This window comes from Streptomyces sp. NPDC031670 (genome assembly GCF_055580545.1).
Genome location: NZ_JBVILC010000009.1, coordinates 206,970 through 220,529, shown reverse-complemented (window position 1 = coordinate 220,529; position 13,560 = coordinate 206,970). Strand labels below are relative to the sequence as shown.

Sequence of the window (13,560 nt, the reverse complement as noted above, 5' to 3'; positions counted from 1 at the left end):
CAACGGGTGTTTTCGGCCGCGCGGGCGGTGCGCTTCAGCCGCCGACGCCGTTCACCGTGCGAGCCATGGGTCATGAAAAAGGATGAGATCCTACCGGGACGGCGTACGCTTCTGCGCGTCGGCGCCTGTCTGGGAGCCGCCGCCGCCGTGCGGCTGCTGACCGCCGAGGACGCCGGCACGCCGCCGGGCGGGGCCGCCGGAGCGTCGGCCGGACCCGCCGCCGGGCCGCAGGCCGCCGCGCCCCGGCTGAAGTCCACCGCGTACCGTCTGGAGCCCATGACCGCCGAGGCACCGCCGCACTACCGCACGGCACTGCCGCCCGTGCGGCACCGGCCGTTCCTGAGCATGCCCGAGCTCGGTCCGCAGACCATGGTGCTGAGCTTCGACGACGGCCCCGACCCGCGCTACACCCCGCAGATCCTGCGGACCCTGCGCGAGCACGACGTACGCGCGATGTTCTTCGTCTGCGGTGAGATGGCCACCGACAACCGCGACCTGCTGCGCGAGATGCACGACGACGGGCATGTGATCGGCAACCACTCCTGGACCCATCCGCTGCTCATCAAGATGTCCCGGGAGGCGGTACGCGACGAGATGACCCGCACCAGCGACGTGATCGACGAGGTGGTGGGGACACGCCCGCAGTGGTTCCGCGCCCCCTACGGCGCCTGGAACCGCAACTCCTTCCAGATCGGCGCCGAGCTGGGCATGGAGCCGATGGCCTGGACGCTCGACACCCTCGACTGGACGACGCCCGGCACCGACACCATCGTGCGCCGGGTCCGGGAGGGGGCCGCCCCGGGGGTCGTGGTGCTCTCGCACGACGCCGGCGGCGACCGCTCGCAGAGCGTGGCGGCGCTGCGCACCTATCTGCCCTGGCTGCTCGGCGCGGGCTACCGTCTGCGCGTACCGCCCAAGCGGCGCTGACGGCGCCGGGGTTCAGCGGGTGGCCACCATACGGGCGTAGACGACCACATTGCCGTCGTAGCCCCTGGCCCGGGTGAAGCCCCCGCCGCAGGTGATCACCCGCAGCTCCGGGTGCCCGGTGTCGCCGTACACCCGGGCACCCGGGAAGTTGTTCTTGTCGTACACCTCGACGCCGTACACCTCGAAGACGGCCACGTGCCCGTCGTAGCGGGTCACCTCGATGTGGTTGCCCTTCCTGAGCGAGCCCAGGCCGTAGAAGACGGCGGGGCCGCGCCGGGTGTCGACATGGCCGACCATGACGGCGGTACCGCGCTGGCCGGGGGCGATCGCGTTCTGGTACCAGCCCGCCAGATTGGGGTCGTCCGGCGGCGGTGCCTGCACCCAGCCGTCCTGGTCGATGCCGACCTCGATGACCGGGGCGTCGACCTTCAGCGCGTCGATCCTCACCCGGGAGACCGGCGCGTACTCCAGCGGCTCGACCGGGGCGCCGGAGCTGGCGGGGACGAACACCTCCGGCCTGCCCGACAGCGCGGCTGCCGCCGCGGGCTGCGGGGGGCCCATCGTGACGTCCGCGCCGTTCCGCATCAGAGCCAGACCGGTGAGCATCACCAGGGCGAGCGCTCCCCACGGCGACCGCCTCCGGTGCTCCGAGCCGCCCTCTTCCTGCCCCATCGCGCTCCCTCCAATGCCCTGCGTGCCACCTGTAGGCACGGTAAGGGCGTGATCGCACTCCGGCGATCAGAGAGGTGCGAACGGGTGAGGGCCGTCAGCGGGGCCGGGAGGAAGGGGCGGCGGACGGTGCGACCGGGGCGGCGGCCGGGGTGACCCATCCGTGTCATGATCCGATAAAAGTTCTGACGGTCTGTGACCTGCGGGTCCGTCAGATCGGCGGTCCGTCCACCGGCGTGTCGGCTCACCAGGGTGGACCAGCGCCGACATGCGAGGTGGAGAACCCCCGGTGAGGGTTCGTCGTGGGAGGCGTACTCGTCGAATTTCCCGGAGCACGGCTTTGGGGCGCCCTCCCTCGGAGGTTCAACCATGCGTGCAACACGCGCTCTTCCGGTGGCCGTGGCCGCCTTCGCGGCGGTGGGGCTCTCGGCCCCGATCGCCGCCGCCAACTTCGGTCCCAGCAACGTCACCGTCAACCCGAGCGCGGTGCACCCGGGCGCCACGCTGACCATCACGGCCAACGGCTGTGGCCACGGGGGCATCGTGACTTCCACCGCCTTTTCGCCCACCTCCCTGTCGGGCGGGGACACCGGGTTCGCGACCGCCAGGATCCACGACCACATCAGCCCCGGTGCGTACAACCTGTCGGTCCGCTGCAACGACAACCCCAGAACGGAGACCCGCAGCTTCACCGTGCTCCCCGGCCGCGGCGCGCTGGGCGGGCTCGGCGGCTCCGCCGGTCCGACGCAGACCGAGATGGCCGTCGGCGGGTCCCTGGTGGGGCTCGCCGCGATCGGCGGTGTCGTGTACGTCGCACGCCGCCGCCGCGCGAACGGCGGGCGGATCTGACCGGCCGGACCTCCCGGACAGAGCCGAACCGCCGGTCGTCCCGAGTCCTGGCGAGGACTCGGGACGACCGGCGGTTCGCGGCCGTTTCACGGGGGCGGGCCGGGGCCGTTACTGGTCGCGGCGGCGCAGATAGAGCATCAGGCCGCCACCGGCCGCGGCGACGAGCGCGAGGCCGATCGCGATCTCGCCCATGTCGACGCCCTGCGAGGTGCCGCCGATGCCGCCCCGGACACCGCGCGAGGGGGCGCTGGTGGTGCTGATGGTGGGCCTGGTGGTGGGCCGCAGGGTCGGGAAGCCGCCGCCCGTGATGGTGAGATCGGTGGTCCCGCGCTCGCCGGCGCACATGAACGTCACGGTGTAGGTGGCACCGCGTCTGGCGTTGAAGTCGACCTGGGCGGTCGTGGAGCTGTTCGGCGAGATGGTCACCGTGTTGAAGACGCCGGAGGAGGCGGTGGCGGTGGAGGGGCACCCGGTGACGTTGAGCGTGACCGTACCGCCCGGGGCGATGGTGGACGGGGTCACGCTGAAACCGAACGACGTGACGGTGCTGCCGTGCGCGCCACCGCCGTCTGCGGCCAGAGCTGCCGCCGGCGCGGCGACGGAGACCGCCGCGGCGGCGAGCAGGGTGGCGGATGCGATGCGTATCGCGCCCATGGACATTCCTCCGGGTCCCCGAGGAGCATCGCGGAACTGGTTTCCACATAAAGCGAGAAATGCGCCTCGATGCCCGACACGCTAGGAGCGGGTGGTCCCGGTCGCGATCGGTGTCCGGCGAATGGGGCATTCGGTTCCCCCACCCGGCGGACCCGCCGGGGTGTCGCCGGGGTGTCGCCGGGCACCGGGCTCAGTCGAACAGCTCGGGGAAGAGGTCGCGGAAGGGGGCCGCGGTGGCCGAGAGGCCCCGGCCGAACGGGGCGTCGAAGTCCCAGATGAGGAAGAGCAGGAAGGCGATGAGCACGCTGAAGAGCCCGGCGAGCAGGAGTTCGCGCCCGGTACGGCGGATCTGGAGCGTGAAGATCAGGCCAACGGTCACCACGGCCCCGGTGATCAGCCCGAACCAGACGACCCCCGGCATCGTGGCCCCGGCGCCCTGGCCGCGGGTGGTGCGGGCCTCGTCGACGGCGGCCACCTGGTCCACCAGCGGCTGGTAGGCCTGCGCCTCGTGGTCGTCGGCGGGCCGGTAGTCCGTCACATCCCGGCGCAGCCGGTCGAGCAGGACCGTCCCCTTGTCGCCGAGCTCGCCCTTGACCTCCATGTGGTGCCACTCGGAGTGGACGACGTAGGTGACGTACGCGTCGACGTCGGCGCGGACGCGCGCGCGCACCGGGGCCGGGTAGACCTGGACGCGCTCGTTCACCTCGTGCAGCGCCTGGGCCTCCTGGCGGACGGTGTCCGAGGCCGCGCCCCGCGCCTCCCAGACGCCCGCGATGGCCAGGCCGAGGACGATCGCGTACACCACTCCCATCATCATCGTCATGTACTCCATGACGTCCGGGGTCTGGGAGGGGTCGTCGTCCTCGCGGATGCGGCGGTGGTTGACGACGACGATGGTCAGCACGACGGCGCACGCGGCGGCCATCGCGATGGCGAGGACGATCCAGTCCTTCAAGGGGTACCTCCGGCGAGGGGGCGGGGATCGGCGGCGCGGGCGCGCCGGGGGCCGACGGCTAGTGGGAGCGGGGGCGCAGGACCGCGACGGCGACCACCGCGGGCGCCGTGATCAGCAGGGTGAGCGTCACCGGGGAGAGCCCCGGCGAGGGCTTCTTCCGCGGCGGCCTGCGGTAGGCGGGCAGCGCGACGGGCCGCGGTCGCGGTGGCGTGGCCGACGGGTTCGGCGGTACGGGGGGCGGCGACAGCGGGGGAGCGGGCGCGGGCGGTACGGGGACGACGGGCCGCACCGGCGCCGGCTGCGGGGGCCGCGGCGCGGGTGGTGGCGGCGGGGGAGGCGCCGGCCGCGGCGGGGCCGGTGGCGGGGCGGGCGGGGGCTCGGGCGCCGGGGGTTTGGGCTCGGGCGGCTTCGGCGGCGCCGGTTTCGGCGGCGGCGGTTTCGGGGCGGGCGGCGGGGGCGTGCAGACGCCGCCCCCGGCGACCGCGACCGCCCAGTCGTCCCCGGCGCCGCCCGAGACCGAGGCGTACGCGCAGGCGTCCGCGCGCGCGGACGGCGCGGGGCCGGCCAGCAGCAGGGCGAGGGCGGCGGCCGAGAGCAGCCGCTGGGCCAGGTGGGGTACGTGCACGCCGAGGATCATCCGGCCCCGCGCGCGCATCGGCCATGAGACCGGCATGGATTCGCCTGATGGGGGGAGGTCGGTCGCATTTGCGTTTGGAACCGCCGGGGGCGATTCGGCGCCGGCGGGAAAATTCTTTCGCAGGCGTTGAACGCCCGGGGGCCCCTGACGCGTACCTAGAACCATGAAAGGCGCACCCCAGGCGCCACAACCAGCAGAGGATCAACGGGAGTTGACATGGCAACCTGGCGCAACGCCTCGCTCGCGGTGACGGCGGCGGCAGTACTGGCACTCACGGCGACGGCGTGCGGTCAGGACAAGGGAAGTGCCTCGCCCAAGGGCCAGCCGGTCGGCAACGCCGCACCGGCGGCCGGCAGCGGCACCGGCTACGGATACGGGGACGGCGGCTACGGCTCGGCGTCCGGCTCCACCTCCCAGACGGCCGCCAAGTCGGCCGGGCAGCTCGCGGTGTGGGACAGCAAGGAGCTGGGCAAGGTGGTCACCGACAGCGCCGGCTTCACGCTCTACCGCTTCGACAAGGACACCGCGAGTCCGCCCAAGTCGAATTGCGACGGCGACTGCGCGAAGCTGTGGCCGGCCGTGCCCGCGGGCAGTGCCGTCGCCGCGCCCGGCACCGACGCGAGCCTGATCGGCGAGGTCACCCGTACCGACGGCAGCAAGCAGCTGACGATCGCCGGGTGGCCGATGTACCGGTACACCAAGGACGCCAAGCCCGGCGACGCCACCGGCCAGGGTGTGGGCGGCACCTGGCACGCCTCGGCCCCCGACGGCAAGAAGGCGACGCCCTCGGCGGACAGCTCCGGGGCCGGGGAGCAGACCCCGAGCCTGCCGGGTCTGTCGGTCCGCGACGACGCCAAGCTCGGCAAGATCATCGTCGATGCCCGGGGGATGACCGTCTACCGGTTCAAGAAGGACTCCGCCTGGCCCATGAAGTCGGCCTGCACCGGTGACTGCCTCAAGAAGTGGCCGGTGGTGGCGCCCGTCGAGAAGAAGAACACCGAGGGGATCATCCAGAAGGGATTCGTCACCTTCAACCGGCCCGACGGCGTCAAGCAGCAGTCCATCAACTGCTGGCCCGTCTACACCTACTCCGGCGACAGCAAGCCCGGCGACACCAACGGCCAGGGCGTGGGCGGCACCTGGTGGGCCGTCTCGCCCGAGGGGAAGCTGATCGCCACCACCAAGTAACCGCCCTCCCCAGGCCGTCGGCCCGTCACCGTGTCCCCCGCGCGGTGGCGGGTTCGACGTGTGCTCCGGCCGAACCGGGGCGTGTTCCGCGAGATGTGACCGAACTTGTGTGTGACCAATAACGGATCGGCATTTTCCGTTTTCACTCGCCCTCCTGCCTGACGATCAGTAGCCTCAGCTCGAACACCGACCATGCACATGGCCATCACACCCCCGCGGCGAGTTGTTGGAGACATAGATGGAGCGTCCTGCCTGGGCCCCTACGGGCATCGACATCTCGGTGCCGAGTGTGTCCCGCATCTACGACTACTACCTGGGCGGATCGCACAACTTCGAGGTGGACCGGGAAGCCGCGCGCAAGGCCATGGAGTTCATTCCGGGACTGCCCAAGGTGATGCAGGCGAACCGGGCGTTCATGCGGCGAGCGGTCCGTTTCGCCCTGGACGAGGGCATCACGCAGTTCCTGGACATAGGCTCGGGCATCCCGACCTTCGGCAACGTCCACGAGGTCGCCCAGAGCGCCGTCCCCGAGGCGCGGGTCGTCTACGTCGACCACGACCCGGTGGCCGTCGCGCACAGCAGGGCCGTCCTGGAGGGCAACGAGCAGGCGGCCGTGGTCGCCGCCGACCTGCGCAAGCCCCAGGACATCCTCTCCAGCCCGGAGGTCGCCGACCTGCTCGACCTGGACCGGCCGGTCGCGCTGCTGCTGGTCGCCGTCCTGCACTTCGTGGAGGACGCCGACGACCCGCGCGCCGCGGTCGCCGAGCTGCGCGAGGCGCTCGCCCCCGGCAGCATGCTGATCCTCACCCACGCCGCGTACGAGGGCATCCCGCTCAGCGAGGACCGGGCCGGCGGCGCGGTGGGCGTCTACCGCAACATCCGCAATCCGCTGGTCATGCGGACCAGCGAGGAGATCGCCACCTTCTTCGACGGGTTCGAGATGGTCGCGCCCGGTCTGGTGCAGATGCCGATGTGGCGCCCGGAGAACTCGCCGGAGCAGGAAGACCCCTATGCCTTCGCGGGGTTCGCCGGCGTGGGACGCATAGCGTGAGCACTCCGGCCCCCGCGGACGGGCAGCCCGAGGATCCCGACGGTCCGGAGTCCCGGCTCAGACGGTTCGCCACCATCTGGAGCCGGGCCATCTTCCCGGTGACGGCCACCTCGCTGACCCGCCCCGAGTTCGAACGCCATCTGCTGCCGCTGGCCCGCCGGCTCATCGAGGCGCTGCACCGCCGCCACTTCGACCCCTCGCCCGCGCAGGAGATCGGCTCCGCCCTGGTCGGGGTCCACTGCACCGACCCGGACGCGCTCAGCCGCACCCTCGGCGTGGTCGACTCCTATCTCGTCCTGTACTGCGGTACGGGCGGGGAGCTGCGGGCCGAGGAGGCGCGGGCCCGGTGCGCCCGCCTCCAGCACGCGCTGGCCGCCGGGTTCGCCCAGGCGCTGCGCGAACGCACCCTGCGCGAGCAGGAGGCCATCGCCCGCTCGGCGCTCTCCGCGCGCAGCGCCGCGGAGGAGGCCCTGCACACCACCGAGGCCCGGTTCCGCGCGATCTTCGAGGGCGCCGCCGTCGGCATCGGCATCGCCGACCTCGAAGGGCGCGTCCTGGAGGTCAACGAGACCCTCACCCGGATGTTCGGCGGTGTCGAGGGGCAGATCCGCAGCCGCAACGTCAGCGAGTGGGTGCACCCCGAGGACGCGCCGCAGGTCTGGAAGCTCTACGAGGAGCTGGTCCGGGGCGAGCGCGACCACTACCGGGTGGAGAAGCCGTACTACCGGGGCGACGGCACCGTCCTGTGGACCAATCTCACGGTCTCCCTGCTGCGCGACGCCGAGGGCCGGCCGCAGTACCAGCTCGCCCTGCTGGAGGACACCACCGAGCGGCGGCTGCTGAACCTGCGGCTGCGCTACGAGGCCACCCATGACGCGCTGACCGGGCTGCCCAACCGCACCCTGTTCTTCGAGCGGCTCGACAAGGCGCTCTCGGCGGGCGAGGGCAAGCGCTTCGGGCTCTGCTACCTCGACCTCGACGGGTTCAAGGCGGTCAACGACAGCCTGGGCCACTCGGCGGGCGACCGGCTCCTGGTGGAGGTCGCCGACCGGTTGCAGAGCTGTGCGACCGGGCCCGGCGAGATGGTGGCGCGCCTGGGCGGCGACGAGTTCGTGGCCCTGACCACCGGCACCGACACCCTGCGCGAGGTCGACGAGCTGGCCTCGCGCATCCTCCACGTGCTCTCCGCCCCGATCCGCCTGGAGGGCCGTGAGCTCTCCGTGCGCGGCTCGATCGGCGTGGTGGAGGGCCCGGCGGGCGAGCGCGGCCCGGCGGAGGTGCTGCGCAGCGCGGACATCACGATGTACCGGGCCAAGGCCGCGGGCGGCAACCGCTTCGAGCGGGCCGATCCGGAGGCCGACGCCCGGGCGATCACCCGGCACGGGCTGACCAACGCGCTGCCGGCCGCGCTGGAGCGCGGGGAGTTCTTCATCGAGTACCAGCCGCTGGTGCACCTGGTCGACGGCAGTGTGCACGGGGCGGAGGCGCTGGTGCGCTGGTCGCATCCGCAGCACGGGGTGCTGGGCCCGGACCGGTTCATCCCGCTCGCCGAACACACCGGTCTGATCGTGCCGCTGGGGCGCTGGGTGATGGCGGAGTCCGTGCGCCAGGCCAGGTTCTGGCAGGAGCGCCACCCCGGCTCCCGGGCGGGCGGCCCGCTGCGGGTCAACGTGAACCTCTCGCCGACGCAGCTGCACCACCCGGGCCTGGTGGCCGACACGGTGGAGGTCCTGGAGCGCTCCGGCCTGGAGCCGGGCGCGCTGTGCCTGGAGGTCACCGAGTCCGCGCTGATCGGCGCCGACGACGACCTGCTCAAGCCGCTGCGCCAGCTCGCGGACATGGGCGTGGACATCGCGCTCGACGACTTCGGCACCGGCTACTCCAACCTGGCGAACCTGCGCCGGCTCCCGGTGAGCGTGCTGAAGCTGGACCGCTCGTTCACCCAGTCCATGCAGCAGCACCCGGCCGACCCGGTCGACATCAAGATCGTCGAGGGGATCGTGGCGCTCGCCCACAGCCTCCATCTGGCGGTCACCGTCGAGGGGGTGGAGACCGGGGCGCAGGCCGATCAGCTGCGCGAGCTGGGCTGCGACACCGCCCAGGGCTGGTACTACGCGCGTCCGGGCGCCCCGGACCGCATCCACTCGCTGGCCCTCACCGACGCCGTCTGACCCTTGTCGGCCGCGGTCAGGCCCCGACCCCGAGCAGGACCCGCCGCAGTTCGCGTGCCGCGCGCGGCGGGTCCACGTCGCTGCGGTGGGCGAGCGCGATCGTACGGCGCAGTCCCGGGCGGGCCAGCGGGGTGACCCGCAGGTCGCGGCCCGCCCGGGCGGCCACCATGCTCGGCACCACCGCGATGCCGAGCCCGGCCCGTACGAAGCCGAGCACCGCGTCCATCTCGCCGCCCTCGACCGTGAAGACCGGCTCGAAGCCCTCGGCGCGGCAGGCGGCGACGGTGAGCTCGCGCAGGTCGTAGCCGTGCCGGAACATGACCAGCGGGGCGTCGCGCAGATCGCGGACGTGGACGCGGCCGTCGGTGCCGGGGGCGGGTTCGGTGGCGGCCGAGACGACCACCAGGTCCTCGTGGATGAGCTCGACGGTCCGAAGCGCCGGGGAGCCGGGCGGCAGCGGCAGCACCACCAGGGCGAGGTCGAGGGCGCCGCGCGCCAGCTCCCGTACGAGGTCGTGGGAGCCGCCCTCCTCGATCAACAGCTGGATGCCGGGATGGCGGTCGTGGAAGTCCCGCAGCACGTCCGGCAGCAGACCGGTGCACAGGCTGGGGGTGGCGCCGAGCCGGACCCGGCCGCGCCGCAGCTGGGCCAGCTCCTGCACCTCGATCCGGGCGGTGTCGGCGTCGGCCAGGATGCGGCGGGCCAGCGGCAGCAGTGCCTCGCCCGCGTCGGTCAGCGCGATATTGCCCCGGGCGCGGCTGAACAGCTCGGCGCCCAGCTCCTTCTCCAGCGCCCTGATCTGCTGGGAGAGCGAGGGCTGCGAGACGTGGACCCGCTCGGCGGCACGGGTGAAGTGGCGGGTCTCGGCGACGGCCACAAAGTACAGGAGCTGCTGGAACTGCATGGAACCACGATAGGCCATGCCTATCGGAATGAGCGTATCCATGTCTTGGACCTCTTGCTGCCGGGCCCCTAGCGTCTATGCCATGGCTCTGGCAACGCGGACGGACCGAAAACCGTCCTTGACGCGCACCGTGTGGGACTCGACCGTCGGCAAGAAGGCGGTCATGGCCGTCAGCGGTCTGATCATGCTGACCTATCTCGCCGTCCACATGTTCGGCAACCTCAAGATCTTCTTCGGTGCGGGCGACTTCAACGGGTACGCGCACTGGCTGCGCACCGCCGGCGAGCCGTTCCTGCACTACGAGTGGGCGCTCTGGATCATCCGGGTGGTGCTGGTCGCCGCCGTCGTCGCGCACGCGGTCTGCGCGTACCAGCTGAGCCGGCGCGACATCGGGGCGCGCCCCGACAAGTACGAGCACAAGCGCCCCCGCGCGAGCTACGCCACCCGCACCATGCGCTGGGGCGGCGTCATCCTCGGGCTGTTCATCGTCTGGCACATCCTCGACCTGACGACCGGGACCGCGCACCCCGGCGGCTTCCAGCCCGGCCACCCGTACCAGAACGTGATCGACACCTTCTCCACCTGGTACGGCAACACCGTCTACATCGTGGCGATGCTCGCCCTGGGCCTGCACATCCGGCACGGCTTCTGGAGCGCGGCCCAGACCCTGGGCGCCGGCAGCGCGGCCCGCGACCGGTTCCTCAAAACCCTGGCCAACGCCCTAGCGCTGGTGCTGACCGCCGGCTTCGTCGCCGTCCCCGTCGCCGTCATGACCGGAGTGGTGAGCTGAATGACCTCGCACACCGACCACACCGACTACACGCGCTACACGCTCGGCGAGCCGGTCGCCGACACCAAGGCGCCCCCGGGTCCCGTCGCCGAGCGCTGGGACACCCGCCGCTTCGAGGCGAAACTCGTCAACCCGGCCAACCGCCGCAAGCACACCGTGATCGTCGTCGGCACCGGGCTCGCGGGCGGTTCGGCCGGCGCGACCCTGGCCGAACAGGGCTACCACGTCGTCCAGTTCTGCTTCCAGGACTCCCCGCGCCGCGCCCACTCCATCGCCGCGCAAGGAGGCATCAACGCCGCCAAGAACTACCGCAACGACGGCGACTCCATCCGGCGGCTGTTCTACGACACCGTCAAGGGCGGCGACTTCCGGGCGAGGGAGTCCAACGTCCACCGGCTCGCGGAGATCTCCGTGGAGATCATCGACCAGTGCGTGGCCCAGGGCGTGCCCTTCGCCCGCGAGTACGGCGGACTCCTCGACACCCGCTCCTTCGGCGGCGTCCAGGTCTCCCGCACCTTCTACGCGCGTGGCCAGACCGGTCAGCAGCTGCTGCTCGGCGCCTACCAGGCGCTCTCGCGGCAGATCGCGGCGGGCAACGTCGAACTGCACGCCCGCACCGAGATGCTGGACCTGATCGTGGTGGACGGCCGGGCGCGCGGCATCGTCGCCCGCGACCTGGTCACCGGCCGGATCGACACCTACTACGCGGACGCGGTGGTGCTCGCCACCGGCGGCTACGGCAACGTCTTCCACCTCTCCACCAACGCCATGAACTCCAACGCCACCGCGGTATGGCGGGCCCACCGGCGCGGCGCCTACTTCGCCAACCCCTGCTTCACCCAGATCCACCCCACCTGCATCCCGCGCACCGGCGAGCACCAGTCCAAGCTGACCCTGATGAGCGAGTCGCTGCGCAACGACGGCCGCATCTGGGTGCCGAGGGCCAAGGGCGACACCCGTCCGCCCGCAAAGATCCCCGAGGAGGAGCGCGACTACTACCTGGAGCGGATCTACCCCTCCTTCGGCAACCTCGTCCCGCGCGACATCGCCTCGCGCGCCGCCAAGAACGTCTGCGACGAGGGACGCGGCGTGGGCCCGGGCGGGCAGGGCGTCTACCTCGACTTCGCGGACGCCATCGCGCGGATGGGGCGCGACAAGGTCGAGGAGAGGTACGGCAACCTCTTCGAGATGTACGAGCGGATCACCGCCGAGAACCCCTACGAGGTGCCGATGCGGATCTACCCCGCCGTGCACTACACGATGGGCGGGCTGTGGGTGGACTACGACCTCCAGACCACCGTGCCCGGGCTCTTCGCGATCGGGGAGGCCAACTTCTCCGACCACGGCGCCAACCGGCTCGGCGCGTCGGCCCTGATGCAGGGCCTGGCCGACGGCTACTTCGTACTCCCCGCCACCGTCAACGACTACCTGGCGCGCCATCCGCACCTGGAGCCGGTCACCGACGAGCACCCGGCGGTCGCCGAGGCCGTCGCCGAGACCGAGGACCGGCTCCACCTGCTGCTCGCCGTCGACGGCGACCGCACCCCCGACTCCTTCCACCGCGAGCTCGGTGAACTCATGTGGGAGTACTGCGGAATGGCCCGCACCGAGGAGGGGCTGCGCAAGGCGCTGGAGCACATCCCGCAAATTCGGGAGGAGTTCTGGCGCCGCGTCAAGGTCCCGGGCACCGGTGAGGAGTTCAACCAGTCCCTGGAGAAGGCCAACCGCGTCGTCGACTACCTGGAGCTCGCCGAGCTGATGTGCCTCGACGCGCTGCACCGCGCCGAGTCCTGCGGCGGCCACTTCCGCGAGGAGTCCCAGACCCCCGAGGGCGAGGCGGCGCGGCGCGACGAGGAGTTCTCGTACGCCGCCGCCTGGGAGTTCACGGAGACCGGCGCCGCCCCCGTCCTGCACAAGGAAGACCTCGTCTTCGAGTACGTCCACCCCACCCAGCGGAGCTACGCATGAAGCTCACCCTGCGCGTCTGGCGGCAGAAGAACGCCGACGCCGACGGAGCGATGTCCACCTACGAAGTGGACGGCATCTCGGCCGACATGTCCTTCCTGGAGATGCTCGACACGCTCAACGAGGAGCTCATCCTCTCCGGAGAGGACCCGGTCGCCTTCGACCACGACTGCCGGGAGGGGATCTGCGGCGCGTGCAGCCTGGTCATCAACGGCGACGCGCACGGGCCCGAGCGCACCACCACCTGCCAGCTGCACATGCGGGCCTTCCGCGACGGCGACACCATCGACGTCGAACCGTGGCGGGCGGCTGCCTTCCCGGTAGTCAAGGACCTGGTGGTGGACCGTTCGGCCTTCGACCGGATCATCCAGGCGGGCGGCTACATCAGCGCCCCGACGGGGGCCGCGCCCGAGGCGCACGCGACGCCGGTGCCCAAGCCGGACGCCGACTTCGCCTTCGAGCACGCCGAGTGCATCGGCTGCGGCGCGTGTGTGGCGGCCTGCCCGAACGGCTCGGCGATGCTCTTCACCTCCGCCAAGGTCAACCACCTCAACGTCCTGCCGCAGGGGGCGCCCGAGCGGGAGACCCGGGTGCTGGACATGGTCGGCCGGATGGACGAGGAGGGCTTCGGCGGCTGCACCCTCACCGGCGAGTGCGCCACCGCCTGCCCCAAGGGCATCCCGCTGCCCTCCATCGCGGCGATGAACAAGGAGTGGCTGCGCGCGACCCGGAAGGCGCGCCGGGCCGGCCGCTGAGGCTCGACGCGGGCGTGCCCCGGACCGCGGGTCCGGGGCACACCG

At 72.0% G+C, this 13,560-nt stretch carries 13 protein-coding genes; 8 read left to right on the top strand and 5 right to left on the bottom strand.

Features of this window, described 5'->3' with window-relative positions; genetic code table 11:
* The first annotated feature begins 72 nt into the window (after nucleotides 1–72).
* A complete protein-coding gene (locus tag ACZ5ID_RS19285; protein WP_468899226.1) occupies nucleotides 73–927 on the top strand; it encodes a polysaccharide deacetylase family protein in 855 nt (284 codons plus the stop codon).
* A gap of 12 nt (nucleotides 928–939) precedes the next feature.
* Here ACZ5ID_RS19285 and ACZ5ID_RS19280 read toward each other — a convergent pair whose 3' ends face one another.
* The gene (locus ACZ5ID_RS19280) at nucleotides 940–1,599 is read right to left on the bottom strand and encodes a class F sortase (RefSeq protein WP_468899223.1); all 660 of its coding nucleotides are present in this window, start codon (nucleotides 1,597–1,599) and stop codon (nucleotides 940–942) included.
* A 366-nt stretch (nucleotides 1,600–1,965) separates the two neighbouring features.
* Between ACZ5ID_RS19280 and ACZ5ID_RS19275 the strand changes: the two genes are divergently transcribed.
* A complete protein-coding gene (locus ACZ5ID_RS19275) occupies nucleotides 1,966–2,445 on the top strand; it encodes a hypothetical protein (RefSeq protein ID WP_468899220.1) in 480 nt (159 codons plus the stop codon).
* Nucleotides 2,446–2,553: 108 nt separating this feature from the next.
* Here ACZ5ID_RS19275 and ACZ5ID_RS19270 read toward each other — a convergent pair whose 3' ends face one another.
* The 3 genes from ACZ5ID_RS19270 to ACZ5ID_RS19260 all read right to left on the bottom strand — a co-directional run bounded on the left by ACZ5ID_RS19270 (nucleotide 2,554) and on the right by ACZ5ID_RS19260 (nucleotide 4,727).
* A complete protein-coding gene (locus ACZ5ID_RS19270; RefSeq protein WP_468899217.1) occupies nucleotides 2,554–3,099 on the bottom strand; it encodes a hypothetical protein in 546 nt (181 codons plus the stop codon).
* A gap of 190 nt (nucleotides 3,100–3,289) precedes the next feature.
* Entirely contained in the window at nucleotides 3,290–4,054 is a 765-nt protein-coding gene (locus ACZ5ID_RS19265; RefSeq protein ID WP_468899214.1) for a bestrophin-like domain, read from the bottom strand.
* 58 nt (nucleotides 4,055–4,112) lie between these two features.
* Nucleotides 4,113–4,727 (bottom strand): hypothetical protein, encoded by a 615-nt coding sequence (locus ACZ5ID_RS19260; protein WP_468899211.1) that lies wholly within the window; start codon nucleotides 4,725–4,727, stop codon nucleotides 4,113–4,115.
* A 180-nt stretch (nucleotides 4,728–4,907) separates the two neighbouring features.
* On the opposite strand from ACZ5ID_RS19260, the gene ACZ5ID_RS19255 reads away from it, so the two are divergent.
* The 3 genes from ACZ5ID_RS19255 (at nucleotide 4,908) to ACZ5ID_RS19245 (ending at nucleotide 9,101) form a co-directional block, all read left to right on the top strand.
* Nucleotides 4,908–5,879: an SCO0930 family lipoprotein gene (locus ACZ5ID_RS19255; protein ID WP_468899209.1), complete on the top strand. Its 972-nt coding sequence runs from the start codon at nucleotides 4,908–4,910 to the stop codon at nucleotides 5,877–5,879.
* A 238-nt stretch (nucleotides 5,880–6,117) separates the two neighbouring features.
* Nucleotides 6,118–6,930, top strand: coding sequence for an SAM-dependent methyltransferase (locus ACZ5ID_RS19250; protein WP_468899206.1), 813 nt, complete (start codon nucleotides 6,118–6,120; stop codon nucleotides 6,928–6,930).
* Entirely contained in the window at nucleotides 6,927–9,101 is a 2,175-nt protein-coding gene (locus ACZ5ID_RS19245) for a putative bifunctional diguanylate cyclase/phosphodiesterase (protein ID WP_468899203.1), read from the top strand. The genes ACZ5ID_RS19250 and ACZ5ID_RS19245 overlap by 4 nt, the downstream gene beginning before the upstream one ends.
* A 16-nt stretch (nucleotides 9,102–9,117) precedes the next feature.
* Here the strand turns inward: ACZ5ID_RS19245 and ACZ5ID_RS19240 are convergent, their stop codons facing one another.
* The gene (locus ACZ5ID_RS19240) at nucleotides 9,118–10,005 is read right to left on the bottom strand and encodes a LysR family transcriptional regulator (protein WP_468899200.1); all 888 of its coding nucleotides are present in this window, start codon (nucleotides 10,003–10,005) and stop codon (nucleotides 9,118–9,120) included.
* Nucleotides 10,006–10,087: 82 nt separating this feature from the next.
* On the opposite strand from ACZ5ID_RS19240, the gene ACZ5ID_RS19235 reads away from it, so the two are divergent.
* Genes ACZ5ID_RS19235 through ACZ5ID_RS19225 form a run of 3 tightly spaced genes read left to right on the top strand, consistent with a single transcriptional unit; the run spans nucleotide 10,088 to nucleotide 13,515 of the window.
* Nucleotides 10,088–10,795, top strand: coding sequence for a succinate dehydrogenase (locus ACZ5ID_RS19235; protein WP_468899197.1), 708 nt, complete (start codon nucleotides 10,088–10,090; stop codon nucleotides 10,793–10,795).
* Nucleotides 10,796–12,763 (top strand): fumarate reductase/succinate dehydrogenase flavoprotein subunit, encoded by a 1,968-nt coding sequence (locus tag ACZ5ID_RS19230; RefSeq protein WP_468899195.1) that lies wholly within the window; start codon nucleotides 10,796–10,798, stop codon nucleotides 12,761–12,763. It begins immediately after the preceding gene.
* Nucleotides 12,760–13,515 (top strand): succinate dehydrogenase/fumarate reductase iron-sulfur subunit, encoded by a 756-nt coding sequence (locus tag ACZ5ID_RS19225; protein WP_468899192.1) that lies wholly within the window; start codon nucleotides 12,760–12,762, stop codon nucleotides 13,513–13,515. Before ACZ5ID_RS19230 ends, ACZ5ID_RS19225 begins: the two co-directional genes overlap by 4 nt.
* The last annotated feature ends 45 nt before the right edge of the window (nucleotides 13,516–13,560 follow it).

What these genes read in the sequence shown, in the direction of transcription:
- ACZ5ID_RS19285 (WP_468899226.1), top strand. Translation starts at nt 73, where the DNA reads ATGAAAAAGGATGAGATCCTACCGGGACGGCGTACGCTTCTGCGCGTC.
- ACZ5ID_RS19280 (WP_468899223.1), bottom strand. Translation starts at nt 1,599, where the DNA reads ATGGGGCAGGAAGAGGGCGGCTCGGAGCACCGGAGGCGGTCGCCGTGG.
- ACZ5ID_RS19275 (WP_468899220.1), top strand. Translation starts at nt 1,966, where the DNA reads ATGCGTGCAACACGCGCTCTTCCGGTGGCCGTGGCCGCCTTCGCGGCG.
- ACZ5ID_RS19270 (WP_468899217.1), bottom strand. Translation starts at nt 3,099, where the DNA reads ATGGGCGCGATACGCATCGCATCCGCCACCCTGCTCGCCGCCGCGGCG.
- ACZ5ID_RS19260 (WP_468899211.1), bottom strand. Translation starts at nt 4,727, where the DNA reads ATGCCGGTCTCATGGCCGATGCGCGCGCGGGGCCGGATGATCCTCGGC.
- ACZ5ID_RS19255 (WP_468899209.1), top strand. Translation starts at nt 4,908, where the DNA reads ATGGCAACCTGGCGCAACGCCTCGCTCGCGGTGACGGCGGCGGCAGTA.
- ACZ5ID_RS19250 (WP_468899206.1), top strand. Translation starts at nt 6,118, where the DNA reads ATGGAGCGTCCTGCCTGGGCCCCTACGGGCATCGACATCTCGGTGCCG.
- ACZ5ID_RS19240 (WP_468899200.1), bottom strand. Translation starts at nt 10,005, where the DNA reads ATGCAGTTCCAGCAGCTCCTGTACTTTGTGGCCGTCGCCGAGACCCGC.
- ACZ5ID_RS19235 (WP_468899197.1), top strand. Translation starts at nt 10,088, where the DNA reads ATGGCTCTGGCAACGCGGACGGACCGAAAACCGTCCTTGACGCGCACC.
- ACZ5ID_RS19230 (WP_468899195.1), top strand. Translation starts at nt 10,796, where the DNA reads ATGACCTCGCACACCGACCACACCGACTACACGCGCTACACGCTCGGC.
- ACZ5ID_RS19225 (WP_468899192.1), top strand. Translation starts at nt 12,760, where the DNA reads ATGAAGCTCACCCTGCGCGTCTGGCGGCAGAAGAACGCCGACGCCGAC.